This is a genomic window from Salinicoccus sesuvii (assembly GCF_042648145.1).
GTDB classification, from domain to species: Bacteria; Bacillota; Bacilli; order Staphylococcales; family Salinicoccaceae; genus Salinicoccus; species Salinicoccus sesuvii.
Genome location: NZ_JBHRWV010000007.1, coordinates 200,577 through 226,709 on the forward strand (window position 1 = coordinate 200,577; position 26,133 = coordinate 226,709).

Annotated in this window: 26 protein-coding genes and 1 other RNA gene; 7 read left to right on the forward strand and 20 right to left on the reverse strand. The window is 44.8% G+C overall.

All coding sequences use genetic code 11. From position 1 onward, the window contains the following. Window positions 1-80 precede the first annotated feature (80 nt). The 13 genes from ACFOJ8_RS06805 to ACFOJ8_RS06865 form a co-directional block, all read right to left on the reverse strand. Window positions 81-782, reverse strand: coding sequence for a 5'-methylthioadenosine/adenosylhomocysteine nucleosidase (locus ACFOJ8_RS06805; protein ID WP_380654371.1), 702 nt, complete (start codon window positions 780-782; stop codon window positions 81-83). Then, a complete protein-coding gene (gene greA, locus ACFOJ8_RS06810; protein WP_380654374.1) occupies window positions 775-1,251 on the reverse strand; it encodes a transcription elongation factor GreA in 477 nt (158 codons plus the stop codon). The genes ACFOJ8_RS06805 and greA overlap by 8 nt, the downstream gene beginning before the upstream one ends. Window positions 1,252-1,291: 40 nt before the next feature. Continuing rightward, window positions 1,292-1,912, reverse strand: a complete 621-nt coding sequence (gene udk / locus ACFOJ8_RS06815; protein ID WP_380654377.1) for a uridine kinase — start codon at window positions 1,910-1,912, stop codon at window positions 1,292-1,294. Further along, a complete protein-coding gene (locus tag ACFOJ8_RS06820) occupies window positions 1,909-2,550 on the reverse strand; it encodes an O-methyltransferase (protein WP_380654380.1) in 642 nt (213 codons plus the stop codon). The genes udk and ACFOJ8_RS06820 overlap by 4 nt, the downstream gene beginning before the upstream one ends. A 112-nt stretch (window positions 2,551-2,662) precedes the next feature. Continuing rightward, entirely contained in the window at window positions 2,663-3,796 is a 1,134-nt protein-coding gene (mltG, locus tag ACFOJ8_RS06825) for an endolytic transglycosylase MltG (RefSeq protein ID WP_380654383.1), read from the reverse strand. Window positions 3,797-3,863: 67 nt separating this feature from the next. After that, complete coding sequence (locus ACFOJ8_RS06830) at window positions 3,864-4,166, reverse strand: DUF1292 domain-containing protein (protein ID WP_380654385.1); 303 nt, start codon at window positions 4,164-4,166, stop codon at window positions 3,864-3,866. A 3-nt stretch (window positions 4,167-4,169) separates the two neighbouring features. After that, complete coding sequence (ruvX, locus tag ACFOJ8_RS06835) at window positions 4,170-4,601, reverse strand: Holliday junction resolvase RuvX (protein WP_380654387.1); 432 nt, start codon at window positions 4,599-4,601, stop codon at window positions 4,170-4,172. Further along, window positions 4,594-4,857 (reverse strand): IreB family regulatory phosphoprotein, encoded by a 264-nt coding sequence (locus tag ACFOJ8_RS06840; protein ID WP_380654389.1) that lies wholly within the window; start codon window positions 4,855-4,857, stop codon window positions 4,594-4,596. Before ACFOJ8_RS06840 ends, ruvX begins: the two co-directional genes overlap by 8 nt. Window positions 4,858-4,912: 55 nt before the next feature. Beyond that, complete coding sequence (gene alaS / locus ACFOJ8_RS06845) at window positions 4,913-7,543, reverse strand: alanine--tRNA ligase (RefSeq protein WP_380654391.1); 2,631 nt, start codon at window positions 7,541-7,543, stop codon at window positions 4,913-4,915. Between the two features lie 250 nt (window positions 7,544-7,793). Beyond that, window positions 7,794-10,157: an SF1B family DNA helicase RecD2 gene (gene recD2 / locus ACFOJ8_RS06850; RefSeq protein WP_380654394.1), complete on the reverse strand. Its 2,364-nt coding sequence runs from the start codon at window positions 10,155-10,157 to the stop codon at window positions 7,794-7,796. 6 nt (window positions 10,158-10,163) lie between these two features. After that, window positions 10,164-10,826 (reverse strand): tetratricopeptide repeat protein, encoded by a 663-nt coding sequence (locus ACFOJ8_RS06855; protein ID WP_380654396.1) that lies wholly within the window; start codon window positions 10,824-10,826, stop codon window positions 10,164-10,166. Further along, window positions 10,826-11,932 carry a tRNA 2-thiouridine(34) synthase MnmA gene (gene mnmA, locus ACFOJ8_RS06860; RefSeq protein WP_380654399.1) on the reverse strand — a complete coding sequence of 369 codons (1,107 nt, stop codon included), beginning with the start codon at window positions 11,930-11,932 and terminating at the stop codon, window positions 10,826-10,828. The genes ACFOJ8_RS06855 and mnmA overlap by 1 nt, the downstream gene beginning before the upstream one ends. 18 nt (window positions 11,933-11,950) lie before the next feature. Continuing rightward, window positions 11,951-13,075, reverse strand: coding sequence for a cysteine desulfurase family protein (locus ACFOJ8_RS06865; RefSeq protein ID WP_380654402.1), 1,125 nt, complete (start codon window positions 13,073-13,075; stop codon window positions 11,951-11,953). 145 nt (window positions 13,076-13,220) lie between these two features. Between ACFOJ8_RS06865 and ACFOJ8_RS06870 the strand changes: the two genes are divergently transcribed. After that, window positions 13,221-14,225 carry an LLM class flavin-dependent oxidoreductase gene (locus tag ACFOJ8_RS06870; protein ID WP_380654405.1) on the forward strand — a complete coding sequence of 335 codons (1,005 nt, stop codon included), beginning with the start codon at window positions 13,221-13,223 and terminating at the stop codon, window positions 14,223-14,225. 76 nt (window positions 14,226-14,301) lie between these two features. On the opposite strand, the gene ACFOJ8_RS06875 is transcribed toward ACFOJ8_RS06870, so the two are convergent. Genes ACFOJ8_RS06875 through ACFOJ8_RS06890 form a run of 4 tightly spaced genes read right to left on the reverse strand, consistent with a single transcriptional unit; the run spans window position 14,302 to window position 17,629 of the window. Further along, window positions 14,302-14,466, reverse strand: coding sequence for a hypothetical protein (locus tag ACFOJ8_RS06875; protein ID WP_380654408.1), 165 nt, complete (start codon window positions 14,464-14,466; stop codon window positions 14,302-14,304). Window positions 14,467-14,483: 17 nt separating this feature from the next. Then, window positions 14,484-15,395 carry a homoserine kinase gene (gene thrB / locus ACFOJ8_RS06880; protein WP_380654410.1) on the reverse strand — a complete coding sequence of 304 codons (912 nt, stop codon included), beginning with the start codon at window positions 15,393-15,395 and terminating at the stop codon, window positions 14,484-14,486. Then, window positions 15,334-16,416: a threonine synthase gene (thrC, locus tag ACFOJ8_RS06885; protein ID WP_380654413.1), complete on the reverse strand. Its 1,083-nt coding sequence runs from the start codon at window positions 16,414-16,416 to the stop codon at window positions 15,334-15,336. The genes thrB and thrC overlap by 62 nt, the downstream gene beginning before the upstream one ends. Window positions 16,417-16,420: 4 nt before the next feature. Next, window positions 16,421-17,629, reverse strand: coding sequence for a homoserine dehydrogenase (locus tag ACFOJ8_RS06890; RefSeq protein ID WP_380654416.1), 1,209 nt, complete (start codon window positions 17,627-17,629; stop codon window positions 16,421-16,423). Window positions 17,630-17,783: 154 nt separating this feature from the next. On the opposite strand from ACFOJ8_RS06890, the gene ACFOJ8_RS06895 reads away from it, so the two are divergent. Both ACFOJ8_RS06895 and ACFOJ8_RS06900 read left to right on the forward strand, forming a co-directional pair. Beyond that, window positions 17,784-19,148: an aspartate kinase gene (locus tag ACFOJ8_RS06895; protein WP_380654418.1), complete on the forward strand. Its 1,365-nt coding sequence runs from the start codon at window positions 17,784-17,786 to the stop codon at window positions 19,146-19,148. A gap of 74 nt (window positions 19,149-19,222) precedes the next feature. Beyond that, window positions 19,223-20,905, forward strand: a complete 1,683-nt coding sequence (locus ACFOJ8_RS06900; protein ID WP_380654421.1) for an ABC1 kinase family protein — start codon at window positions 19,223-19,225, stop codon at window positions 20,903-20,905. Between the two features lie 32 nt (window positions 20,906-20,937). Here the strand turns inward: ACFOJ8_RS06900 and ACFOJ8_RS06905 are convergent, their stop codons facing one another. Next, complete coding sequence (locus ACFOJ8_RS06905; protein WP_380654424.1) at window positions 20,938-21,354, reverse strand: RrF2 family transcriptional regulator; 417 nt, start codon at window positions 21,352-21,354, stop codon at window positions 20,938-20,940. A gap of 81 nt (window positions 21,355-21,435) precedes the next feature. On the opposite strand from ACFOJ8_RS06905, the gene ACFOJ8_RS06910 reads away from it, so the two are divergent. After that, window positions 21,436-22,704, forward strand: a complete 1,269-nt coding sequence (locus ACFOJ8_RS06910) for a replication-associated recombination protein A (protein WP_380654426.1) — start codon at window positions 21,436-21,438, stop codon at window positions 22,702-22,704. 39 nt (window positions 22,705-22,743) lie between these two features. On the opposite strand, the gene ssrS is transcribed toward ACFOJ8_RS06910, so the two are convergent. Further along, a non-coding RNA gene (gene ssrS / locus ACFOJ8_RS06915) (6S RNA) lies at window positions 22,744-22,934 on the reverse strand. 63 nt (window positions 22,935-22,997) lie between these two features. Continuing rightward, window positions 22,998-23,693: a Crp/Fnr family transcriptional regulator gene (locus ACFOJ8_RS06920; protein ID WP_380654428.1), complete on the reverse strand. Its 696-nt coding sequence runs from the start codon at window positions 23,691-23,693 to the stop codon at window positions 22,998-23,000. Between the two features lie 117 nt (window positions 23,694-23,810). Here ACFOJ8_RS06920 and ACFOJ8_RS06925 point away from each other — a divergent pair, with 117 nt between their 5' ends. Genes ACFOJ8_RS06925 through ACFOJ8_RS06935 form a run of 3 tightly spaced genes read left to right on the forward strand, consistent with a single transcriptional unit; the run spans window position 23,811 to window position 26,110 of the window. Beyond that, window positions 23,811-23,960 (forward strand): cytochrome c oxidase subunit 2A, encoded by a 150-nt coding sequence (locus ACFOJ8_RS06925; RefSeq protein WP_380654431.1) that lies wholly within the window; start codon window positions 23,811-23,813, stop codon window positions 23,958-23,960. Window positions 23,961-23,973: 13 nt separating this feature from the next. Next, window positions 23,974-24,456: a cytochrome c oxidase subunit II gene (locus ACFOJ8_RS06930; protein ID WP_380654434.1), complete on the forward strand. Its 483-nt coding sequence runs from the start codon at window positions 23,974-23,976 to the stop codon at window positions 24,454-24,456. 49 nt (window positions 24,457-24,505) lie between these two features. Further along, on the forward strand, window positions 24,506-26,110 hold the full coding sequence (locus ACFOJ8_RS06935; protein ID WP_380657060.1) for a b(o/a)3-type cytochrome-c oxidase subunit 1: 1,605 nt from the start codon (window positions 24,506-24,508) through the stop codon (window positions 26,108-26,110). Window positions 26,111-26,133 lie beyond the last annotated feature (23 nt).

A 26,133-nucleotide genomic window follows, 5' to 3' on the forward strand; every position in this document is an offset into this window, starting at 1 on the left:
CATTATAGATGAGAAAACCGATAACGACTGTAATGACGATTGAAAAGATCATAAGAACAAGCATGCTTTTCCCCTCCAGATTACAAATCCTTCAATAATGATTTTACAACTTCCGATGAATGAACACAAGCTTTGGATAGAAATTCTTCGTAAGTCATATCCGCTGTGTCATCCGCCTTATCGGAAATCGAACGAATGATGACAAATGGAGTGGAGTACTGATAACAAGTCTGGGCGATGGCCGCAGATTCCATATCTACAGCATAAGCGTTTCTGAAATTGCGAATGATTACGTCTTTTTGTTCCTTGCTGCTGACGAACGAATCGCCACTGACGATGAGGCCGCCATGTCCACTAACATCTGGATTATCGGATATTGCTTCCAACGATAGTTTCACAAGCCCTTTATCAGCGATATAAAATTTTGGCATGCCCGGCACCTGTCCAAGTTCGTATCCGAACTCCACTGCATCCACATCGTGATGGAGTACAGAGGTGCTGACAACCATATCCGTCACTTGGAGTGCATCCGACAGTCCGCCGGCCACTCCAGTATTAATGATGATACGGACATAATAACGTTCCAGCAAAAGTGCTGTAATCATACTTGCATTAACTTTACCGATGCCGCTTTCGACCAGTACTACATCCTGGCCCTCGAGTTTACCTTGGTACACCTTTGCATGTGCAAGTGAGTCTGTTGATTCGACATCCATCCACTCCAAGAGGATATCTATTTCAGATTTCATAGCACCGATGATACCGATGACACCCTTAGTCAATGGAAACGATTTCTACTTTCATGTCATTGCCATTCGGGAGCGGAACGTTAACTGAATCATTGAGTCTTGCACCGAGAAGTGATTTAGCGATTGGGGATTCGTTTGAGATTTTTCCTTCAAATGGATCTGCTTCTGCACTACCGACAATTTGATATGTTTCCTGGTCACCATCAGGCAGTTCTTTAAATGTTACAGTTTTACCAATCTGCACACTGTTATTGTCATTGCTGTCTTCGATGATTTTAGCATGACGAATCATGTCCTCAATCTTTGTAATTTCTTGTTCCACAAAGCCTTGTTCGTCTTTCGCAGCATCGTACTCAGAGTTTTCTGAGAGATCGCCGAAGCTTCTTGCTACTTTTATTTTTTCTACAACTTCAGGACGTTTGACAGTTCTAAGGTGCTCTAATTCTTCCTGCAGTTGTTCATATCCACTCTGTGTCATTGGGAATTCTTTTTGCATATCCATCGTACTCCTTTGTGGTTTAGTAAAGTATACTCCAAGTTGCTTATGCGTCGAGCAGTGTGCGAATCTTAGTTGTAATGAGGTCTATCGCTACATTGTTCTCCCCACCCTCAGGGATGATGACATCACTAAACCGTTTAGTCGGTTCAATGAACTGAAGATGCATGGGCCGAACGACGCTCAAATACTGATTGATAACCGAATCCATTGTGCGTCCACGCTTCTCAATATCCCGTTGTAAACGCCTAAGGATGCGGATATCTGAATCGGTGTCCACATAAAGTTTGACATCCATTAAGTTTCGGAGCTTTTCATTCTCCAAAGCGAAGATACCTTCCAAAATGATGACATCTTTCGGTTCCACTTCTATTGTTTCTTCACTTCTTGTGTGGATTTCATAGTTGTATGTAGGAATTTCCACTGCCTGACGGCTAATTAGCTGCCGTATATGGGCAATTAGCAAATCATTATCGAAGGCAAAAGGATGATCGTAATTGGTACGCAACCTCTCCTCGAACGTCTTATCGCTCTGATCTTTATAATAGTAGTCTTGCTCGATCAGAACAACACTGTGACCATCGAGCGCTTCCATGATCTTACGTGTAACCGAAGTCTTGCCGGACCCGGATCCTCCAGCTATACCTATGACTGTTGGTCTTTTCATTTATGCTCTTCCTTTTCATCTTTGATAACCACAAGCAGACCATCTCCAACCGGCAGAAAGGCAGAAGGTGTTGCAGAGCTAGCAATGGCCCTGTTGAATGCATCGACCTTCTCTTTCATTCTGCGAGCGCCCCGTGAAGAGACATTATCTTCGACGACAAGCCCACGGATTAAGATATTGTCCACTATAATCAGACCTCCCGTTTTTACGAGAGGTAAGTACCGTTCGTAGAAACGTTGATTGTTTCCTTTGGAAGCATCTATGAACAACAGATCGAAAGATTCTTCACCGAGTGCTTCCAAGGGAATCTCCTTGGCATCGCCAAGTATACTTGACACACGGTGAGAAACTTCATGTTCCTGAAAGAATGCATTTGCTATGCGATGCGTATCTTCATCCTTTTCAACTGTAACTACAGACACGTCATCATCTACAGATAGCATATGCATGGCACTATAACCAATTGCAGTCCCAATTTCAAGTACCTTCCTGACCCGAGCTACCTTCATGTAGTGCTTCAATACGTTCAATGCATCTTCATCCATGATCGGCACATTGTGCGCATTGGCATGCGCCAGCATCTCCGGAAATGCCTCTGGATGCGCATTCATATTTCTAATGTATTCATAAATATCCATAGTACCCACCATATACAAAAAAGTACAACTGATAACAAGCGTTATCAGTTGCCTTATTTATCACAATTTATAGTAGCACAAATTATTTTGAAAGAAAAGGCGCTTTTATACATTACTGGTTATTTATATACTGTTCCCTATTTTCAACATGTTCTTCGAACGTTCTAGCGAAGTGATTATTCCCTTCACTATCCGCTAGGAAATAGTAAAAGTCGGTGTTCGATGGATTCATAGTACTTTGCACGGATTGTTCTCCCGGGGACGCAATCGGTCCAGGTGGTAGACCCGTATTTATATAAGTGTTGTATGGATCCTCTACTTCAAGATCTTCAAAAAGAATGCGTTCCTGATGCTCTCCGATTGCATAAGCAATGGTCGGATCGGTCTGAAGCGGCATACTTGGACTTTCAGACATTCTGTTTAAGAAGACACTTGCAATCTTCGAACGGTCCGCTAGTGACGTTGCCTCCTTCTCAATCAGTGAAGAAAGCGTCAGAAATTCATGGAACGAGAGATCTTCAGTTTCCCCTTCAAATGTGATGGTGTAACCGTCGCTAGATTGGAATACATTATAGGTGTTGTTTCTTGTTGCATCGAGCATTCGTCTGATTAAGTTCTCGATATTTGGCTCTTCTTCAGTAATATCATATGTCGCCGGATAAAGATATCCTTCGAGCGCATATTTAACATCCTCGTCAAGTATTTCATCAGATAGCATATCCGGATAGTCTTCAATTAATGTATTGATAAACGACTCGTCTTCCATCAGCTCTAGGAAACGATCTTCCTCACCGCTTAACTGCTCCTGATTGGCCATTTGAGTAGCAATCTGATCAATGGTAAATCCTTCAGGGACTGTCAGGCGACCGAGAACCTCCTGAAAAACTCTTCCGGTTTCAAGCGTCTTAGATATTTGTTCGAAATCCATAGATGGCGAAAGATCATACGCACCTGCCTGGTAATCCGATATACTGTTCAACTTAAGATACAATTCGAACATCCTGCCATTTCTGATTATCTCTTCATTTTCGAGTTGGTCACCGATCATGCCTGAAGAAGCCCCCTGCTCGATTGTCACTTCCTTCACTTCAGTAGAATTCGGGTCGAGTGGTTCTGATCCCGACTTAATGTACATGTACACGAAGAAAGCACCTAATATGAAAAGTACAGCCATCGCCGCAATAATGAATATTGAAAGGTAGGATGAAACAGTTTTTGAAAATCTAATATCATCGTATTTACTCATACATTACTCCTATCTCAAAAATAGCTTCCAATTTAAATTGGAAGCCATTCCCTATTCATTGACGACTCTACTCTTCAGGTTCATCCATCTGAGTGTTGACCACTTCTTCAATCATGTCCCATTCCTCATCAGTTTCAACTGGCATGAACTTGCCGCCTTCGCCATCTTCATCTGGCATGTTGATCATTGGGATGAGCTCTATTTCTTCATCATCGTTTGAAAAATTACCTTCTTCAGCAAGAATCACATAGTCTTTTTCGAATCCTGGGTGGTGGAATTCAAGCATCTTGCGGTAAAGAACTTCATTGCCCTCTTCATCGTACAGCGTTAGAAGCTCTTCTTCGTTGTTAAAATCCATTTCTTGGCTCATAATTCAGTCTCCTTTAACTGGATTATCGAGATAGCCTTGCAATATGAATACTGCGGCCATTTTATCGATTACAGCTTTTCTTTTTTTCCGGGAAAGATCGGCTTCGAGGAGCGATCGTTCTGCGCCAATAGTGCTAAGACGCTCATCCCATAGTATTATTCTAACATCTGGCAGTTTCTTTTCAAGCAATTTACTATAATGGATGGATCTATCGCCACTCTCACCAACTGTATTGTTCATGTTCTTAGGTAGACCAACCACAATTTTGCTGACGTTATTCTCCTTGACAATCCGAGCAATTTCTTCAATACCGTAAGATTCCTCAGCATAATTAATCTTGAGTGTGGTCAGCCCCTGTGCTGTCCACCCGAGTGCGTCGCTTAATGCGATACCCACGGTCTTAGTTCCGACGTCGAGCCCGAGTATCCTATTCATGAATCTCCTTCTCGATGTACGTTCTGACAAGCACTTCCATGATTTCGTCACGGTCGATGTGACGAATCTTGTTCCTGGCCTCATTATGTCTCGGAATGTAGGCCGGGTCTCCGCTTTGCAGATACCCTACAATCTGGTTGATTGGATTGTATCCGCGTTCTTCGAGTGTGTTGTAGACAGTCGTCATAATTTCCTTTACGTTGTATGCCTTAGTGTCGTCGACACTAAACTTCATGGTCTCATCAAATTGATTCAAATCCAGCACTCCCATCGTTGCTTGCCTTTCCGTATATTATAACATTCATTACAGTTTACAGAGAACTTTTAATATAGTCTTCAACAAACTGTAATGCATTTGTTATATTCTCAGGGCTCGTGCCGCCGCCCTGCGCCATATCCGGCCTGCCGCCACCTTTACCTTCTACTGTTGAAGCCATGCCCTTCATGATTTCCCCAGCTTTAAAACGATCTGTCAGCGTCTTTGGCACTGTGACGACGAGCGACACTTTTCCGTCATTAACTGCACCGAGAGCGATAATCGTATCTTGTGCACGGGATTTTAGGTTATCCATCATTTCGCGCAATTCTTTGGCATCGTTTGCCGGCACTTCTTTGGATAGTACTTTGATGCCTCCGATATCTTTCACATCGTTGGTCAATTCCGCAAGACTGCCTGCCTGATCGGATTCCTTGAGTTTTTTGATTTGCTGTTCAAGTTCTTTCTTCTCTGCAACTAATGCATCGACACGTCTGTCTACCTGGCTTTCTTTTACTTTAAGCCGCTCTGCAATAGACTGAAGCACCGTTTCCTTCTTCTTATAGAGATCAACAGCGTAGCGGCTAGTTACAGCTTCAATTCTTCGTACACCAGCACCGATGCCAGTTTCAGATACTATTTTGAACAATCCAATTTCACCCGTACTACGCACGTGGATTCCACCACAAAGTTCGACGGAATACTGATTGATGTCGACTACTCGAACAATATCACCATACTTTTCGCCAAAAAGGGCCATTGCGCCTTTCGCCTTGGCTTCGCTGATCGGCATTTCAGCTATGTCAACACGCATATTTCTATATACTTTTTCGTTAACAATTGACTCAACTCTGTCAATTTCTTCGGTTGTTAGACCTTCTAGATGGGAGAAGTCGAAACGTAGTCGTTCTTTCTCCACAAGAGACCCTGCCTGATTTACATGCTCTCCGAGTACATCCTTAAGCGCCTGATGGAGCAGGTGTGTTGCTGTATGGTTTTTGGTAATAAAGTTACGGCTTTCTTCGAGTACTTCGAGGCTGTAAGTCTCACCCGCAACTAACGTACCTGATTCGACTGTGGCCACGTGTACATTCTGACCGTTCGGTGCCTTATAGACCGATTCCACACTAAGCGATGCTTCATTGCTTACGATACGCCCTTTGTCGGCAACTTGCCCCCCACTTGTTGCATAGAAAGGTGTACGATCGAATATCAGTTCGACTCGTGCATCCGCTTCTGCTTGCCCGACTGAACTGTCGTCTTGGATGATATGGAGCAGCTTTGCTTCTTCATATAGGGATTGATACCCAGTAAATACACTCACATCAGAAATCTCGGAAAGTGTCTCCGATTGGACTTGCATAGAGTCCCCCGATTTGCGTGCATTTCTGGCACGCTCACGCTGTTGTTGCATTTCTTGTTTAAATCCAGCCTCATCGACTGTAAGGTTATCGTTTTCAGCGTATTCTTTTGTGAGTTCGTATGGGAAACCGTAAGTATCGTACAGTCTGAAAGCATCCGAACCACTAATGACACCGTTTGCACTTGCCGCCTTTTGCTTAACCTGATCGTAGATTTGGATACCTTCATCTAGTGTCGAGAGGAACCGCTCTTCCTCTTTTCTGATGACTTCCTTGATAAATGTACTGCGTTCGTCGACATTTGGATAGAAAACATGCATAACGTTCGCTACCGGATCTACCAATTCATACATGAATGCACGGGCAATATTTAGTTCCTTACTGAATCGCACTGCACGACGGATCAGTCTTCTCAAAACATAGCCACGTCCTTCGTTTGATGGGAGTGCACCATCTGCTACGGCAAAGCTGACCGTACGAATGTGGTCACTGATAACTTTGAATGCCACATCCCTACCTTCATCTTCTCCGTAAGTGTAGCCACTGATCTCTTCAATGCGAGCAAGAATCGGGGTGAACAAATCCGTATCAAAGTTGGTCGGCACTTCCTGAGTAATGCTCGCCATACGCTCTAGCCCCATACCGGTATCTATATTCTGATTCGGCAGTGGCGTATATGAACCGTCCTTGTTGTGGTTGAATTCACTGAACACAAGGTTCCAGATTTCAAGATATCTTTCATTCTCTCCTCCTGGATACATCTCCTCAGCGGGTGTATCAAATTCGAACTCGGGTCCTCTGTCATAGAAGATTTCACTGTTCGGACCAGATGGCCCCTCACCAATATCCCAAAAGTTTCCTTCGATACGGATGATACGTTCTGGTGCTAACCCAATTTCATTTCTCCAAAGTTCGTATGCATCTTCATCTTCTGGATGCACCGTGACATAGAGCAGGTCTGCGTCAAAACCGATCCAATCATCGTTGGTCAAAAAGTCCCAAGCATACTTGATTGCATCCTTTTTAAAATAATCTCCGATGGAGAAATTACCAAGCATTTCAAAGAATGTATGGTGGCGGGCTGTAAAACCGACATTCTCGATATCGTTCGTACGAATTGCCTTCTGCGCGTTTACAATCTTTGGATTGTCCGGTGTGACTCTGCCGTCAAAATACTTTTTTAATGTCGCCACACCCGAGTTGATCCACAACAGAGAATCGTCGTCAATCGGCACAAGTGGTGCACTTGGTTCGACCATATGTCCATTTTCATTGAAGTATTTGATGAATAGTTCCCTGATTTCGTTACCTGTCAGTCGTTTCATTACTGTCACTCCTCATTTTTTGAAAAAATAAAAAGACCTTCCCAAAATAATGGGACGGTCTTTACCGCGGTACCACCCAAGTTATGACATCGTCATCACTCATAGAATATTTGCATAAAGTAGAAAGTAGCACACGAATGGATGCGTCATTGTTTTCACCAACCACAATGTCTCTGGATACGCATAGCACTCGTTTAAGTTTCCCTCTTGATCAAACTTGCTTTGATTATAGAAATATTCACTTCATATGTCAATTAAAATCGTAGGGAGTGACACCATCCATATTAATCATGGCCGGTATATTAAACATGGTCTCCTCGCGCAGCATCTCTGGTGAAACATCCGTTTCAGTTGATGACTCAGAGGTTCTGCCAAATAGTATACGAATCATTTCGTAGAGCGAAGTCCGGCGTTCGATCCCTTCCTTTTCGAGCGAGTCGTAAAAGGCGTCTGAATCGCCACAAAGGATTAGTGATTCTTTGGCACGGGTGATACCTGTATAAACGATATTCTTCATCAGCATGTGCCGATAACTTCTCACTACCGGCATAATGACAATTGGATACTCACTCCCCTGTGCTTTATGGATACTTGTACAGTAGGCGTGCGCCAGTTCGGTCAGTTCTTTTCTTTCATAAGCAATATGGATACCATCATAGTCGACGAGTATGGAATCCTTCTCAGCCTGATCTTGATCTTTGAAAAGAATGGAATCGATGATTCCAGAATCTCCGTTGAAGATATTGTCTTCGGCCCGGTTGACGAGCTGGATGACCTTATCTCCTTCTCTGAAGATAACGTCGCCAAAAGCAATTTCATTCTTATCTTCGTCCTCTGGATTAAGAATGGACTGAAGTATCTGATTCAGTTTCAGAATCCCTGCGTTACCTTTATATATGGGCGCAAGCACTTGGATATCACGCATATCATAACCTTTGGCAACTGCTTTATTGACAACGTTGTCAATAAGATCGGGAATTTGGTTCACTTTTGCTGGAATGAACAAACGATCTTTGAACTTCTGTGTAATATCCATTTTCCGGCGTTCCTTGATTTCATGAGCAAGACGGATGATTGAAGAGCCTTCCCCTTGCCGGTATATGGTATCTAGTTCAGTTACCGGAATGATTTCTGATTCAATTAAATCCTTAAAGACAGTTCCAGGCCCAACTGACGGAAGCTGGTCACGGTCTCCAACGAACACGAGGCTTGTGTGAGGCTGTACATTTCTCATCAATTGATAGAAAAGCCACGTGTCGACCATGGACATTTCATCTATGATGATTAGATCAGCGTCGATTTCAGCGTCGATCATTTCGTCTTTTTCAGTATCCATTCCCCAACCGATCATGCGGTGAATGGTCGATGCCGGGATACCGGCGGTCTCACTGAGCCGTTTCGATGCCCTACCTGTTGGTGCCACAAGACGGATGGGGTATTCATCTTTTTCATACTCGTCGTGGTCTTTTAGATCATGAAGTTGGTGATATGCACGGATGATACCCTTAACAATTGTCGTTTTGCCTGTTCCGGGTCCACCCGTAATGATGGAAATTTTCTCTGTTAATGCAGCAATCATCGCGGATTTCTGCTTAGCATTATAGTGGATGTCGAACCGTTCGCCGACGGCCCCAACGATTTCCCCGGCTTTCTCTTCGCTAGCAGCGATGTCCGTACGATCATTAATCATGCGGTATATTTGCTCCGAAGACTTATACTCCGAATAGAACAGCGAAGGGATATAGACACGGTCTTCATATTGTACCAGCTTGTCATTATCTGATAGCGCATCAATTGTGGCACCGATATCTTTTTGCGTGAAATATTCCTGACCATCCTGATTAAGTAAATCACCAGTCATTTCAGAGAGCGTGTTGTAATCCATATAGGTATGGCCGTCAGACATGACAATGCCTTCCATAATGTACATAATTCCCGCTTGAAGGCGGGCTTGGTCATTCCTTGCGATGCCGGCGGAATAAGCAATGCGGTCGGCGGTCTGAAAACCAACGCCTTCTATATCCATGACGAGCCTATAAGGATCCTTCTCAATGACGTGCAACGCCTGATCCTGATAAGTCTTCATGATTTTGGCACTCATACGTGCTCCAAATCCATACTCGGTCAGTTTAATGACCAATCGCTCCGTCTGGCTATTCTCTAGGATTCTGTTATGAATCATCTCTTGCTTCTTTAAAGACAACCCTTCGATTCCCTTAAGTGCAGTACGATCATCGGCAATTTTCTGCAGTGCCTCTACACCGAGCGTCTCGACGATTTTCTTTGCTGTCTTCTCCCCAATACCAGGGAATGTTTCCCCGGAGAGATACTGGATGACGCCGCGTATAGTCGTAGGTTGTTCTTTCTTGAAAGTTTCTGCACTGAACTGCTCGCCGAACCTTGCGTGACTTGTTATCTTGCCGATAAAACGATAGGTTTCGCCTTCTGAAATAGTGTGGAAATAGCCAGTAACAATCGCCTCGTCACTGAAATGTGTATTTGTCTCCGCAACCAGTACTTTAAGTACAGTAAAGCGCGTCTGTTCACTTAAGAAAATGACGCGCTCCACCTCTCCTACGATATAGGTTTCATCATATATTGTTGATTGTGCCAATTGAAATCACCGTCCCTGGTGCTGATCTTCCTTTGCGAACCTACTGATGGCGTGATGAGCAAGATGATGGTCACTCTGTATCTCTATTGCGTTGTGAAAATGTTCAAGCGCCCTTTGCCTATCATCATATTTCATAACTGCTAGGAGTCCCATATTATATTCGGCATCGGCATTTCCGCCACTCTTCAATACTTTATCGAGCAATGTTTCTGCTGGGTCGTATAGACCGATCTGGCAGCATAGAAGCCCGTACTGAAATGCGACCTCAAGATCTTCTGGCCGTTCATTGTGCGCTGTTTCGAAAAACTGAAGGGCCCGTTCAGTCTCACCGAGGTGTACATGTGACATGGCAAGCATGAAATTGAGGTCAGCATCGCCTGGATTGCGGCTATATGCAAGTAGATAGAGGCGTACCGCTTCTTCGAACCGCTCCTTGTCGTAGTAGATATTAGCGAGTGTATAATATGCACTCGTACTACCTGGGTTAAGTGTAATCGCCTTCTGCAAGAAGCGTTCCGCTTCCTCATCTCGTCCAATTTGGTGCAGCAAGTTACCAGCATTAATATGATGCGCTTCTTGGTCTGGGTTCGTATCTATCTCCTTAAAGATTTCGGCGAGTGCTTCTTCGATTCTACCTTCCTTGATCAGCTGTTCATAACCGATATCCATTATCCAAGATACTCCAGTTCTTTCGCTTCCTTGTAGACGCGATCTATGGTTGCACCGCCGAGACAGATTTCGCCGTCATAAAACACAACCGCCTGACCGGGTGTGATTGCACGAGCCGCTTCTTTGAACGCGACGTGGAGTGTGCCGTTGTCCATCTTCGTCACAGTGACCGGCTCATCTTCCTGACGATATCTGAACTTTGCGGTACATTCGAAGCGATCCGGTACTTCAGTGATAAAATTAATGTCGGATGCTTCCAGGCTTGAGGAATACAATGCCTCATTATGGTAACCTGATACAACATAAAGTTCATTCGTTTCAAGGTTCTTACCGGCTACAAAGTACGGCCCACCGTCTCCACCGATGCCAAGACCTTGACGCTGGCCAATTGTGTAATACATCAGACCATCATGCTGCCCCTTGTCTTCACCCGTGTCCATATTGATCATACGACCTGGATTTGCTGGCAAGTACCCGCTCAGGAACTCCTTGAAATCGCGCTCGCCGATAAAACAGATCCCGGTTGAGTCTTTCTTATCCTTCGTTGCAAGATCGTATTCATGTGCGAGCTTCCTGACTTCCTTTTTATCCATGTGGCCAAGTGGAAACATGACACGAGAGAGCTGTTCTTGAGACAGCTGGTTCAAAAAGTATGTCTGATCCTTATTGCGGTCGACCCCTCTCAGCATAGTCGTGCCGGTTTCATCATGGGTCACCCGGGCATAGTGGCCGGTTGCAACATAATCAGCACCAAGCTTCATCGCATGATCCAGGAATGCTTTAAATTTAATTTCCTTATTGCACATGACATCTGGGTTGGGAGTCCTGCCTTTTTTGTATTCGTCGAGGAAATATTGGAATACACGGTCGTAGTACTCCTTCTCGAAGTTTACCGAGTAGTATGGTATACCAATCTCCTCGGCAACAAGCCTAACATCCTCATAGTCCTCCGTTGCGGTACAGATACCGAATTCGTCGGTATCATCCCAATTCTTCATAAAAATGCCAATGGTATTGTAGCCTTGGTCTTTGAGCAGTTTAGCTGTAACTGAACTGTCCACCCCACCACTCATGCCAACGACGACAGTGATATTTGAATTGTCCATCAGATCATCCCTTTCCAATTACTTCATCAATCTTTCATAAATATCTTTTAGGGCTTCTACAATATGCTCTATATCTTCATCTTCCATCAGGTAAGAAAAGCTGAACCGGATGGATTTGGTACTTCTTTCTGTTTTACCGTACATTGATTCCAGCACGTGTGAAGGTTCGAGCGTCCCCGCGTGGCACGCCGAGCCTGCAGATAAATAAATGTCAGCCATATCTAATGCCGTCAGGAGGAATTCCGCCTGCGACCAAGGAAAGTGGATGTTTATAATGTGGCTCACGGACTGATTCACATCCCCATTCACTTCAAAAGGCACTTCCGCTGAAATTAATCCGTTTAGAAAACGTTCCTTCAGTTGCATTTCCTTAAGACTTCTTACATTCGACGTATCCTTGGCACGCTTCATCGCTTCCGCCATCGCCTCAATCCACAGTCCGTTCTCAGTTCCTCCTCTTGCATCGCGCTCCTGGGAACCGCCCGTTATCATCGGATCAAGCCTGACATCTTTCGACTTATAGAGTAGACCGATCCCTTTTGGACCATAGATCTTATGACCACTCAGAGATAACAGGTCTGCACCAAGATCCTTGACATTAACAGCCATATGGCCGAATGCTTGTACTGCGTCAATATGAAGCAGTGCATCGTGCCCGGCGAGAATTTCTCTTACTTCGTAGATCGGTTGCATAACACCCGTTTCATTGTTAACGAGCATGATTGAAACAAGTGCCGTATCTTCCCGAAGCGCGCTTTTAAGCGCTTCGGTATCGATGGTGCCATTTTCACGCGCAGGCAGACAGGTCACATCGACATCTGCAGAAAGGGCCTTAAATGTATTGAGTACTGATGCATGTTCGATTTCTGTCGTTATAATATGCGGCCTGTGATGACGTGCGACAATGCCCCGAATTGCCATATTGTTCGCTTCGGTTGCACCGCTCGTAAATATGATTTCGGCAGGGGATGCATTAAGTAGTGACGCAACCTCGCGTCGCGACTTCTCAAGGTTTGCTTTGGCACGCTTGCCCGCCTTATGAATACTCGAGGGGTTTCCGAACTCATCTGCACCCTCGATCACCTTTCTCAGAATTTCCTTATCCACCGGCGTTGTTGCTGCATAGTCTGCATAAACTGCCACTTTTATCACCCTGCCTCCGAAATAGCTTTCTTAATACAATATAGCATTTTAACATGCCACATGAAATTTTTATACTTTCCAAACCGTTTATTAGACAAAATAATTCGGATGGCCGATAATTATTGCCAGACAGGAGGAATTATCAATGCCAAAAAAACTGACACCATCCATACTGAACCTTGTCCCTGTACGTGAAGGTACGGGTGCAAGTGAAGCATTCAGTGATATGATTGATCTTGCAAAGCATGTCGATCAATCCGACTATGCGAGATACTGGGTGGCGGAGCACCATAATACTACTTCAATCGCCTCCTCTGCGACACGACAGCTCATCCATCATATACTGCACCACACGGAACATCTGCGTGTCGGCAGTGGCGGTGTTATGCTTCCGAACCATTCGCCGTTGATCGTTGCCGAAGAATTCGGTACGATGCATGCCTTATTCGGTGATCGACTGGATATCGGACTTGGGCGTGCTCCGGGGACTGATATGCTTACAGCAGGCGCCATCCGTCGGAACAACCACGACGGGGTGTATACGTTCGGCTCAGAGGTCGAGGAGATCAGACAATACTTGTCTGATGAACCGACCAAAGTCACTGCTTTCCCCGGCCATGGTACGAATATCCCATTATATATACTCGGTTCATCGACCGATTCTGCACATCTTGCTGCGCGACTGGGTTTACCTTATGCATTTGCAGCGCATTTCGCACCAGATCACATGGAAGAAGCATTCAAGATATACGAGCGGGAATTCGAACCCTCCGAGCAGCTTAACAGCCCTTATAAGATTGCGTGCTTGAATGTCATCTGTGCAGATACAGATGATGCAGCTAAATACCTCTCGACAACGATGTCTCAGTTCGTCCTTAACGTCGTGCGCGGCGGCAGGAATAAACTGCAGCCGCCGGTAGATGACATGTCACCGCTGTGGCGCCCGCACGAGCAGCAGATTGTTGAAAGCCGGTTCCCTGTAGCACTGATGGGATCGGAAGATACAGTACTTGAAAAACTGCGACTATTCCAGAACCAGTACAGTGCTGACGAAATCATGGCAGTAAGCTATATATATGATACAGATGCACAGAAGCACTCTTACGATATTTTTGAACGCGTCGTAGCTAAGTATAATGGCACAAAATAGAATATTTTTTCGGAATTACTATAATTCAGTTATAAACTGTAAAAGCGCAGTGCAGATTTTCATCTGCACTGCGCTTTTACGCTGATAATATGGATATTACAACAAAAGGCGTCATGGATATGGCGACAAATATAAGCACATTTCTCCACGGAAGCCTTTTGTCATCTCGATTAAGGAAATTGACAGAGATGGAGACGCCTAGAGTACATAGGAACATCATAAAAAGCTCGATCCATTCCAATGAACCCCCTCCTTTTATTATAAACTGTGTATCTCTACTTTTTCATGTAGACATCCTGAAACTACCGCAAGCGCATCGATAATTCTGTCTGCATCGGCAACATCACATAACGTCAGAAGACTTGGGCCTGCTCCGCTGATAACAGTAGCATAGGCCCCTTCCCTAAGCGCTATTTTCTGCACTTCATCGTATTCATTGATCAGCGGCCTGCGGTATGGTTCATGATACAAATCACGCATCATCAACTCACCCATCGATTGATAGTCACCATTCACAATCGATAACAGCATGACATTATTAATGGCATTCTGATTAACCGCATCCCGCTTGTCATAGGTCGCAGGTAATGCCGCTCTTGCCTCATTCGTATCGATTTCATATGGCGGAACACTGACGATCGCTGTAAGGCCTTCAAATGCCACTGTATGATAGTAGAGTCTGCCTGCACCATAGAAACCGACGAACATGCCACCTGTAATGGCTGGCCCGACATTGTCGGGGTGTCCTTCCAATTCGCTCCCGCACAGCACCTTATCGAAGTCCGACAATTCAAGATTACAGAAGCGATCGGCCAGTTCAATACCTGCGATGATAGCGGAAGCAGAACTGCCAAGGCCATGCGTCAAAGGAATTTCACTTCCCATTTTTATTTTGAGTTGCGGCATCACCTTACCGTATTTCTTGGCAGTCCAGAGGGCAGTTTTAATCACGAGATTCTTCTCGTCGGATGGTAGCACTTTAAGAAATTCATTCTCATAAGCAATCTGCCACTGATTGCTTTCTTCAGCATCAATATAGAGGAACTTACCGAGTGCAAGTCCCATTGAATCGAAACCTGGTCCAAGATTCGCACTGGTTGCCGGTACTCTAAACTGATGGACTGGCATCTTGTGAGATGGATTCAATGTATTCGATGATCTGTTTTTCATCATTTGGCAACACCTTCGGTTTCTGGATAATCTGGTCGATCGCAGTTTCAGGGTCTTTTAATCCATTGCCTGTCAATACAGTGACAACTGTCGATCCCTTCTCAATTCTACCTGATCTTAAAGAACGGAGCATGCCGGCGACGCTTGCGTTAGATCCTGGTTCTGCAAAGATGCCTTCCGTACCAGCAAGCAGCTCATATGCTTCAAGAATTTCTTCATCCGTCACTGCTTCTATTGCGCCTCCGGATTCGTCTCGGGCAGCGACAGCCAGTGCCCAACTTGCTGGATTACCAATCCGGATGGCTGTGGCGATCGTCTCAGGTTGTGGAATGATTTCGTCTCTGACAATGGCTGCTGACCCTTCAGCTTGGAATCCGTAAATTTTAGGGAGGCCACATGCATACTTTTCATCGTATTCTTTAAATCCTTTCCAGTAGGCCGAGATATTCCCTGCATTGCCGACTGGAATTGTCAGGTAGTCCGGCGCTTTGCCAAGTGCATCAACCACTTCAAACGCGGCCGTCTTCTGTCCTTCGAGCCTGTACGGATTAACTGAATTAACCAGTGTAATATCTTCCCGCTTCTCAGCAATGCCTCGGACAATTCTAAGTGCCTCGTCGAAGTTGCCTTCTATAGAAACAATTTTTGCACCGTACATCATCGCTTGAGCAAGCTTGCCGAGCGCAATCTTACCTTCCGGAATGACGACGATTGTGTTGAGCCCTGCACGGGAGGCGTATGCTGCAGCAGATGCTGAAGTGTTTCCCGTGGACGCACAGATGACTGTATGGGCGCCAGCTTCCTTAGCCTTGGCAACTGCCATGACCATCCCCCGATCTTTGAATGATCCTGTTGGGTTGACGCCTTCGACTTTGGCATATAGTTCCGCTTCAAATTTCTCACTCAGTGTATCCAAGCGGATCAGCGGTGTATCTCCTTCATGCAGTGAGAGCCTCGGTGTATTCTCATTTACGGGAAGCAGTTCAGTATATTCATTAATCAGACCTTGCCAGTTTACCATGCCATCAATTCCCTTCCACTTGGTATATTGCTTTAATATTGTATGCTTCATTACTTTTAAGCTTCTTGAGCAGTGCCTGTCCAACCGGTTCTGTTATTACTGTCGTATCGTCTGTAGAATCAACCGGGCTGTAGTCGATATCCATCTCTTCTAAATATCCACCGATATCTGAATCGAAACGAATGTAGTACCTACATGGCTGATCCGACATTTTCATTTGAGCAAACTGATCCGGCCTCGGCCCTTTGCAGGCAACGTTTTGATTTTTCATGCAGTTGATCAAGTCGGAGACCACTGCCGAAGCTGTTTCCATACCCCCGGCACCTGGGCCGTAGAACATCGTCTCACCGACAGCATTGCCCATCACATAGACGGCGTTCTTTTCATATTCCACTGAGGCCAATTGGTGGTCAGCTGGCAGCAGCACAGGTGCAACTTCAATCGACATACCAACACCGTCGAATTCACTCTTGCCGACAAGCTTCAGTCTAAAGCCCGCCGCCTTAGCATTTTTAATATCTTTCAATTGGACATCGCGGATACCTGTGACCGGCACTTCGTCAATGTCCACTTTACGTTCGTACGCGAGGCGCGACAGCAGAACAATCTTTCGCTGGGCATCAAAGCCATCTACATCATTCGTTGGATCTGCTTCTGCATAGCCTTTCTCCGTTGCTTCTTCAAGTGCTTGTTGATAATCCCAACCGTCTTTTGTCATTTTAGACAGAATATAATTCGTCGTGCCGTTCAAGATACCCATGACTTTATGTATCCGGTTGGCATTGAGACCATACTCTATTGCGTTTACAATCGGTATGCCGCCGGCAATACTTGCTTCGTAGAGTAGACTGGCACCATTATCTTCGGCAACCAAGGATAGTTCATCGATATATTTTGCGAGCATATCCTTGTTTGCACTCACGACATGAATACCCTTTTTGAGGAACTTAGTAAGGATATCCCGCGTTGCTTCCATGCCACCCATTACTTCTACCACAGTATCTATGTCGTCAGAATCGAGCAGGGAATTAATATCATCAGTTATGATAGCACCACCGAGATCCACACTCCGCTCTTTATCAACATTATTGACATATACGTGACTGATGGTAATTTCTTCGCCGATGAGTCCTGTAATTTTCTCCCTATTCTCCGAGAGTACATCGACGACGCCACATCCTACAGTCCCCATTCCAAGTATCGCCAAATTCATAGTGTGCACACCTTCCTGCATAGATTTAATAGTATAAGACTATATATTAGAGAGAAAACTCTCAAAATTCAAGAAATAATTTAAAAAAAGGTACACAAGTTTCTAGCTATCCTGTATTATTATTTTTAAATTTCAAAAATTAAGGTGTGAGAAGATGAAAGTAGTCAAGTTTGGCGGCAGTTCACTGTGCAGCGCAGAACAGATAAAAAAAGTAGCTGACATCATCAAAAGTGATGCAGAACGACGGATTGCGGTCGTCTCTGCACCGGGCAAACGATCAGCCAATGATACAAAGGTGACGGACATGCTAATTGCGCTACACGTCAACCATACAACTGGATTAGATACTAAAGATGCTATCAGCCGTATCATCGATCGCTATCAATCCATCATTAACGGCCTCGAAATCGACGCCGGGCTTCTTGATCAGTTCGAACAGACATTAATCCACCACCTCGACACCATCAAAAGCCGTGACCGGCTGCTGGATGCACTGAAATCATGTGGTGAGGATTTTAATGCTCAATTGATCAGTGCCTATCTGAATCAGATTGGTGTCCGAGCAGCATACATGTCTCCTAAAGAAGCCGGCATACTGGTCACGGACGAACCATCCAATGCCCAGCTGATTGAGTCCTCCTATGATAAATTGAATCACTTGAAGGAAAGTGAGCATGTACTAATCATTCCCGGCTTTTATGGCGCTTCTGAAAATGATGACATAGTCACATTTCCAAGGGGTGGATCTGATATTACGGGAGCCATCGTTGCGCGCGGTGTGGAAGCAGACCTCTATGAGAACTTCACAGATGTCAGCTTCATCTACTCGGCACACCCTGGACTCATTGAAGAGCCCCATGCGATTCGGGAGATTACTTACCGAGAAATGCGCGAACTGTCATATGCAGGATTCGGTGTCTTTCACGATGAAGCACTCGCACCAGTATTTAAAAAAGAAATTCCGGTAATGATAAGAAACACGAACGACCCCGGTATCGAAGGGACGAAAATTGTCGCAGAACGAGAATTCATTCCGGAAATGCCCGTCATCGGCATCAGCTGTGATGAAGGTTTCACTTCAATTACAATGAACAAATACTTGATGAACCGGGAAATCGGATTCACAAGAAGACTGCTGCAAATTCTTGAAGATCACCGCCTATCTTACGAGCATGTCCCCTCAGGTATTGATAACCTTTCTGTTATTCTACGCACCCGGCAATTTGATGGTAACTCGAAACTTGAGGATGTGATAGCCGACATCAATGATAAACTGGAACCGGATGCCGTCTATGTCGAAGATGATCTGGCACTTGTCGTTATTGTCGGTGAAGGAATGAAGGAGCACGTTGGTATTGCAACTAAAACGACAACTGCTCTAAGTGAGAACGACGTGAATATCCGCATGATTAACCAGGGCGCCTCTGAAATCAGCATGATGTTTGCGGTGGATATTAAAGATGCGCATAAAGCGCTCCGTGCCATCTACAGCAACTACTTCAGCGAAATCAAAGGATAGTAATTAGATGATTGAATCTGCCCCAAAGGGTATACTAGTATAGAGATACTGTATGAAGAAATGGGAGGGGCAGCATGTTATTTGAAAAACGATTGCAGCATATGAAACGCTACAGAGAGATTGCTTTAGCATCCTCAAAGAGTGGATTCGGCTATATTGTCGAGGAACTTGGTCTGGACGAGGTCTTGTCTTTGCCGAAAAGGCTGCTTTTGAGACGTGATGAAGAGCATATTGAAAAGACTAGAGGAGAACGTATCCGGCTCTTCCTTGAAGAAATGGGACCGACTTTCATCAAAATTGGCCAAGTGGCCAGCACGCGCCCTGACCTTGTCCCTGAGGATATCATCAATGAATTATCAAAACTCCAAAATCACGTTCCCCCCTTCTCATACGAAAAGGTCGAAACAACGATAGAGGAAGCACTCGGGGCAAAAATCAGCGATATATTCGACACTTTCGAAGAGGCACCGATCGGTTCTGCCTCCATCGGACAGGTGCATAGAGCAACGCTCGTCACTGGTGAAGCAGTGGCTGTGAAAGTGCAGCGCCCCGATATAGAACGAACGGTCCGAAACGATTTGGAGATACTTAACCAGCTGGCACTACTCGCAGAATCCCGTATGCAATGGGCCAGACAGTACCAGCTGGTTGATATGATTGATGAGTTTTCACGTGCGATTGCCGAAGAACTTGATTACACCATCGAGGGCAGGAACGTTGAAAAGATTGGCAAGCAATTTGATACTGACGACACAGTCCATATACCAAAAGTGTATTGGGATGTGACGACGAAGAATGTATTGGTCATGGAATACCTTGAGGGCACCCAGATCGGCAACCTGGACGCTTTGGATGCCAAAGGATACTCCAGAGAGCGGCTCGCTGAGAGACTGACACATGCAATCTTTCATCAGATACTGATAGAAGGTTTCTTTCATGGTGACCCACACCCAGGAAACATCACCATCATGGAAGGAGAAACCATCGGTTTTCTTGATTTCGGCATGGTCGGCAAGATGACAAAGGAAATGAAATCGAATTTCGGTTCCCTACTGATTGCCATGATGCGCAAGGATGCGGACGGTGTAGTCAGAGCTATCACGCGGATGGGTGTAGTACCGGATGATGTAGACATGAAATCACTCAAAAAAGATGCCGAGCTTCTAAGAGACAAGTACTATGATATCCCACTTAGCCGTATGAATCTCGGCGAAGCAGTACAAGACCTGTTCGGCATCGCGAACACCCACCGGATCAAGTTGCCGACAGATTTCACCATGCTCGGCAAGACCATCCTGACCTTAGAAAGCATCGTCAGGCAGCTTGACCCGGAATTCAGTATCGTCGATGTAGCCGAACCATTTGGAAAGCAGTTGCTGAAGGAAAGGTTCGATCCGAAGAATATCGCAGACCAGGCATGGCATCAGTGGCTTGGTCTGAGTGATGACTTGAAGGATACTTCAAACAATCTGCATGAGTTTTCAAAAGGCCTGAAGGATAAGAAGGTACCTGTCGAAATTCAATTGCGCCGCAGTGAGCAGTTCATGAAACGCATCGACGGCATTGGTAACCGGCTGACTTTCAGTATCGTGCTGCTATCTTTCAGCATTATCATGGCTGGACTAATCATGAGCTCAGCCCTCTCTGACCGATCGACCATATTATTCAATTTTCCTGCTATAGAAATCGGATCGACCGTCGCCATTATTATGTTTGTTGGAATGCTGTATTCTATATTCCGTTCCGGAAGATTTTGAAAAAAGCCTTTGGAGAAATCTCCAAAGGCTTTTTAAATATAGAACATGTAATCGTCAACTTCATCTTGGTCATGCTCGAGCATATCGGAGAGTGTGGTATGATCTAGCACATCTCGAAGTGCATCACGGATTCGACCCCATAGATAGCGCTCAGTATCTGTATCTTTTTCGTCGCCTTCGACCGCGACAATGTTCTCTTCGAGTGTCCGGAAGATCTGACCGACAGTGATGGCGTCGGGTGCCAGATTCAGTTCGTACCCACCATATGCGCCGCGCGTACTTTTGATGAGTTCTGCTTTCTTGAGACTTGAGACAATCTGCTCTAAATAAAGATCACTGATCCCTCTTTCCTCGGCAACCGATTTTACACTTCTTTTCTTCTCCCCGTAGTTCCTGGCAAGAGCCAGCATGAAATAAAGTCCGTATCTTCCTCTTGTCGTAATTTTCATAAAGCACCTCTTAGTTTAAGTTCATTTCTATTTATATTATAGTATTAATAAATATACCATAACACTGAAACAGGTGAAAATATGACTACCCAACCTTTAAGCTATAGAATGCGTCCCAAGTCCATAGATGAGATACTCGGTCAGAGCCACCTGGTCGGTGAAGGCAGCATTATCAGACGGATGGTTAAAGCGAAAAGACTATCTTCGATGATACTGTATGGTCCACCCGGTATCGGTAAAACGAGCATAGCGAGCGCCATTGCGGGTTCCACAAACTTTAAATTCAGAGTACTGAATGCTGTGACCAACACGAAGAAGGATATGCAAATTGTAGCAGAAGAAGGTAAAATGAGCGGCAGTGTCATTTTGCTGCTCGACGAAATCCACCGTTTGGACAAAGCAAAGCAGGACTTCCTCCTCCCACATCTTGAGAACGGCAGTATCATTCTTATCGGTGCAACCACTTCCAATCCATACCACGCCATCAATCCGGCAATCAGGAGCAGGTGCCAAATATTCGAACTAGAACTGCTTGATCCTGAGGAAGTAGAGTCCGCCCTACATCGTGCGATTGATGATACGGATCGTGGACTCGGTAAGATGAAGGTAAATATTTCCGAAGAAGCACTGAAATATTTATCGCAAACAAGTCAAGGGGATGTCAGAAGTGCACTCAATGCACTTGAACTTGCAGTGCTTAGTACTGAAGCAGACAAAAGCGGTACAATCTATGTAAACCTCGATGATGCCAAAGCATGCATGCAAAAATCTGACCTCCTCTACGATAAAGATGGGGACCAGCACTATGATGTTATGAGTGCTTTTCAAAAGTCGATTCGTGGCAGTGACGTCGATGCTGCCCTACATTATCTCGCCAGGCTAGTTGAAGCTGGGGATCTCGTTACAATCGTCAGACGGCTTCTCGTCATCAGTTATGAGGATGTTGGGCTTGCCAATCCACAACTTGCTTCGAGAACTCTCGACGCCATTATATCAGCTGAGCGACTTGGTTTCCCGGAAGCACGCATACCGCTATCACAGGCCGTAATCGAACTATCGCTTTCTCCTAAATCGAACAGTGCTATCAAAAGTATCGATGGTGCATTGGCCGACATCCGCAAAAAGAAAACAGGCAGCATTCCGAAACACTTACGCGATGGACACTATAAGAGTGCTGAAAAGCTTGGAAACGCTATTGGTTACAAATATCCCCATAACTATCCAAACCATGTAGTCAATCAGCAGTATCTGCCCGATCCGCTTGTTAATGCCTCCTATTATGAGAAGTCTGATGTTTCGAAATACGAGAAGCAACTTGCAGAAATATATGACAAACTAAAAAAACTATAAAAAAATAAGCACCGAATTATAAAATTCGGTACTTATTTCGAAATATCCAGGCGTAAGCCGTGTGTATTTGTTGATTATTTTGGCCTGCTATTTGCAGGTGGGTGCCCTATTCCCTACTCCAGACGTCCTGTCAAGCAGGCATGTCTTTTGTAGGAAAACAACCGGGCTCCCGTTAAAAAAAGTGTTAGGTCAAAATATAATTCAACACATCACGCACTTCCCAGATATTCCTGTTACGAATATATTAGCATACTACCCCAAAAAAAGAAACAAAAAACACTTGATTATCTCATCTAAAATATCTGGCATATATCCAGCGAACAGTTCTCACAGTTTACCTGCTTTTTCAGCGCTATTATATCATGCACTGTAATCTGTTTGCGGTCGATTGACAGTATCCCTTCTTGCTTCAACTCAGTCATCATACGATTAATCCCTTCCCTTGAAGTTCCGCACATGGCTGCAAGATTCTGATTGGTCAACTGTGTTGTGATCGTAATCCCTTGCCCAGTCTTAGTGCCAAAGGAATTACATAACCGGATCAGTATGGATGCTAGTGCACCACTCTTGCCATACATGGAAAGATCTCTGAGTTTTGTGGCCTGGCGACTACCATCGATATCTAGCCACTGCATCCACTCCGCCATCAGCGCTTGATCAGACAATATTTTCATCTCAAAACTCTCTCGCTCGAAACTTTGGATAACGCAATCCGTCTTTGCTCGTGCGTAGGTAGTGTGCTCCTTTATTCCACAAAAAAGAGAAGTGGCCCCAAATATCCCATCCTGGACGAGCAAGCTTGTGACGAGTTCCTTGCCCTCTTCATGCATCCTACTGATAAATACTTCCCCTTCGATGACCATATGTATCCATCCTGCACGATCTCCAGAATGGTAGATGTATTCCCCTTTATTCACCTTCGTACTTTTCCCATGCGATTTGAGTAGTCCAATAATCTCCAAAGGTCTAAATAGAGTGTTGCTTTCCATTATCCTCACCCCGACTTCCTAAGTAAATTTTATCATAAAATGTGATTTTTATCACTTTTTTTCGAGAACATATTCAGTATCATCAACATTATAAAGTCACGTTCAAGGAGTGAAGAAATGTCCAATAAAAATAAACCGGTGATACCTCATGAAGACGATCATAATAATCTCGATCTCCGCGGTACACTTGCTATGGTGCTGGCACTCGGCGCTTTGATGGTAGTCAGCTGGTTCGGTATATTCATGCTATTCATGGAAAGAATGTAAGGAGGAACAACTAATGCACAAGTACGAAAAAATATGGATGACACTTGGATCTGCTTCTCTTGCCATCTTCCTGGCTATACTCGGTATATCATCTGTACATGCAGGTCACACACCAGCAGCAAGTGGCATAGAGACAATCAATCCAGATTTTGTGGAAAGTGACTCGCGGTTTGGCAATCCAGGATTATATGAATCCGATTCTGGAGACTACGACTACGACTTATACTTCACAGCCAGCGCGTTCATGTATGAGCCACGTGAAGTCGAGATTCCAAAAGGATCACGTGTCAGAATACAGGCAGCAACTAAAGACGTCATTCATGGCTTCTCTGTCGCAGGTACAAATGTCAATATGATGGTGGAACCAGGTCTTGTTTCGACATATACTGCCAATTTCAATAAAACCGGTGAGTTCCTGATCATCTGCAACGAATACTGCGGTGTTGGACATGCCGATATGATATCAATGATAAAGGTGGTGGATGTAGTTGAATAGAACAGTTAGAAATGCAGGTCCCATCACTCGAAAAGATGCCAAGCTGGTCATGGCACATATGTATTGGGTCATCTTTGCGCTCGCCATCGGCGGTACTGCCGGATTACTCCAGACATTGGTTCGATCCGGGCAGTTCGAGTTGCCGTTTGGTATTGGGTACTATCAATTACTTACGCTCCACGGTGTCATCCTTGCTCTGGTTATGACGACATACTTCATTATGGGATATCAGATTGCCTCCCTATCAAAAACTTGCGGGGCGTTTACTGATACTGAAAGAAAGCTCGGATGGATCGGTTATTTCGTCATGACCGTAGGTACACTGATGGCTGCAGCAATGATTGCTACGAATGAAGCATCAGTTCTCTATACTTTCTATGCACCACTTCAAGCACATGTCTTATTCTATATAGGTCTCGCACTAGTCATTGTCGGTTCATGGATTTCTGCCGTCGGTCAGCTGATGCGTTACGCAAGATGGAAAAAAGCACATCCCGGTGAGAAAACACCACTGCTCTCTTATATGGCATCAATCAACAACGTTATGTGGATTGTCTGTACAATTGGTGTTGCTACAACGGTATTATTCCAGTTTGTTCCTTGGTCACTCGGATTTACAGAACGGATCAACGTCTCACTAAGCCGAACATTGTTCTGGTACTTTGGTCATGCACTCGTGTATTTCTGGCTCCTGCCCGCCTATATGACGTGGTATGTTGTTATTCCAAAGGTACTTGGCACAAAAGGCTTTTCCGATAACCTCGCTCGCATGAGTTTCATGCTCTTTCTGTTTTTCAGTATTCCAGTCGGACTCCACCACCAACTGGTCGAACCCGGCATTGATGCATTCTGGAAAGGGCTCCAGGTCGTTTTGACATTCATGGTTATTATACCTTCACTCATGACGGCCTTCAGTCTGTTTGCAGTTTTTGAAACTTACGGACGAAAAAAAGGGGCATCAGGTCTGTTAGACTGGTTCAAGAAACTCCCTTGGAAAGATGCCAGATTTGTCCTTCCCTTTGTCGGGATGCTATTTTTCATTCCTGGGGGTATTGGTGGTGTCATCAATGCATCAGGACAGATGAACCAGGTCGTCCACAACACTATTTGGGTCGTTGGACATTTCCATATTACTGTGGGTGCACCTGTCGTTTTAACCTACTTCGGTACAATGATGTTTCTGATTCCGCACTGCACAGGACGTAGCATCACAAAAGAACTTAACAGGATGGGACTTTTCCTAGCCTATACTTGGGCTTTCGGAATGGGCATCATGTCTACTGCAATGCACATTGTAGGTCTCTCCGGCGCACCAAGACGTTCCACCTTTTCCGAATATGGTGGCGCAGCAGTAGCAGAGGATTGGATTGCATACCAGTTGCTGCAAGCTGTTGGGGGAACATTCCTTTTCATTGCCATCATTATTGCCGTAATCCTTTTCATCTCATTGATGACTGGTCCAAAATCAGATATGAGAGAGTCCTTCCCCGTTGCAGAAATGCTTGATGAGTATCAGCCAGCACACCGGCTCGTTGAAAACTGGCGATTTCTCATTGTTGTCACAGCTCTGCTGATACTCATCGCATATACCGTACCAATTACGCAGATCTTTACGGAGAATATACCAGGTGCAAAAGGATTTAGAATGTGGTAAACATAAGAAATGCCATGGAAATA

What these genes read in the sequence shown, in the direction of transcription:
- ACFOJ8_RS06820 (WP_380654380.1), bottom strand. Translation starts at nt 2,550, where the DNA reads ATGGATATTTATGAATACATTAGAAATATGAATGCGCATCCAGAGGCA.
- ACFOJ8_RS06930 (WP_380654434.1), top strand. Translation starts at nt 23,974, where the DNA reads ATGCACAAGTACGAAAAAATATGGATGACACTTGGATCTGCTTCTCTT.
- ACFOJ8_RS06900 (WP_380654421.1), top strand. Translation starts at nt 19,223, where the DNA reads ATGTTATTTGAAAAACGATTGCAGCATATGAAACGCTACAGAGAGATT.
- ACFOJ8_RS06895 (WP_380654418.1), top strand. Translation starts at nt 17,784, where the DNA reads ATGAAAGTAGTCAAGTTTGGCGGCAGTTCACTGTGCAGCGCAGAACAG.
- mnmA (WP_380654399.1), bottom strand. Translation starts at nt 11,932, where the DNA reads ATGGACAATTCAAATATCACTGTCGTCGTTGGCATGAGTGGTGGGGTG.
- ACFOJ8_RS06905 (WP_380654424.1), bottom strand. Translation starts at nt 21,354, where the DNA reads ATGAAAATTACGACAAGAGGAAGATACGGACTTTATTTCATGCTGGCT.
- ACFOJ8_RS06935 (WP_380657060.1), top strand. Translation starts at nt 24,506, where the DNA reads ATGGCACATATGTATTGGGTCATCTTTGCGCTCGCCATCGGCGGTACT.
- udk (WP_380654377.1), bottom strand. Translation starts at nt 1,912, where the DNA reads ATGAAAAGACCAACAGTCATAGGTATAGCTGGAGGATCCGGGTCCGGC.
- thrB (WP_380654410.1), bottom strand. Translation starts at nt 15,395, where the DNA reads ATGAAAAACAGATCATCGAATACATTGAATCCATCTCACAAGATGCCA.
- ACFOJ8_RS06855 (WP_380654396.1), bottom strand. Translation starts at nt 10,826, where the DNA reads ATGGATATCGGTTATGAACAGCTGATCAAGGAAGGTAGAATCGAAGAA.
- ACFOJ8_RS06890 (WP_380654416.1), bottom strand. Translation starts at nt 17,629, where the DNA reads ATGAATTTGGCGATACTTGGAATGGGGACTGTAGGATGTGGCGTCGTC.
- ACFOJ8_RS06870 (WP_380654405.1), top strand. Translation starts at nt 13,221, where the DNA reads ATGCCAAAAAAACTGACACCATCCATACTGAACCTTGTCCCTGTACGT.
- ACFOJ8_RS06925 (WP_380654431.1), top strand. Translation starts at nt 23,811, where the DNA reads ATGTCCAATAAAAATAAACCGGTGATACCTCATGAAGACGATCATAAT.
- ACFOJ8_RS06920 (WP_380654428.1), bottom strand. Translation starts at nt 23,693, where the DNA reads ATGGAAAGCAACACTCTATTTAGACCTTTGGAGATTATTGGACTACTC.
- ACFOJ8_RS06910 (WP_380654426.1), top strand. Translation starts at nt 21,436, where the DNA reads ATGACTACCCAACCTTTAAGCTATAGAATGCGTCCCAAGTCCATAGAT.
- ruvX (WP_380654387.1), bottom strand. Translation starts at nt 4,601, where the DNA reads ATGAATAGGATACTCGGGCTCGACGTCGGAACTAAGACCGTGGGTATC.
- ACFOJ8_RS06830 (WP_380654385.1), bottom strand. Translation starts at nt 4,166, where the DNA reads ATGAGCCAAGAAATGGATTTTAACAACGAAGAAGAGCTTCTAACGCTG.
- alaS (WP_380654391.1), bottom strand. Translation starts at nt 7,543, where the DNA reads ATGAAACGACTGACAGGTAACGAAATCAGGGAACTATTCATCAAATAC.
- greA (WP_380654374.1), bottom strand. Translation starts at nt 1,251, where the DNA reads ATGGATATGCAAAAAGAATTCCCAATGACACAGAGTGGATATGAACAA.
- mltG (WP_380654383.1), bottom strand. Translation starts at nt 3,796, where the DNA reads ATGAGTAAATACGATGATATTAGATTTTCAAAAACTGTTTCATCCTAC.
- thrC (WP_380654413.1), bottom strand. Translation starts at nt 16,416, where the DNA reads ATGGTAAACTGGCAAGGTCTGATTAATGAATATACTGAACTGCTTCCC.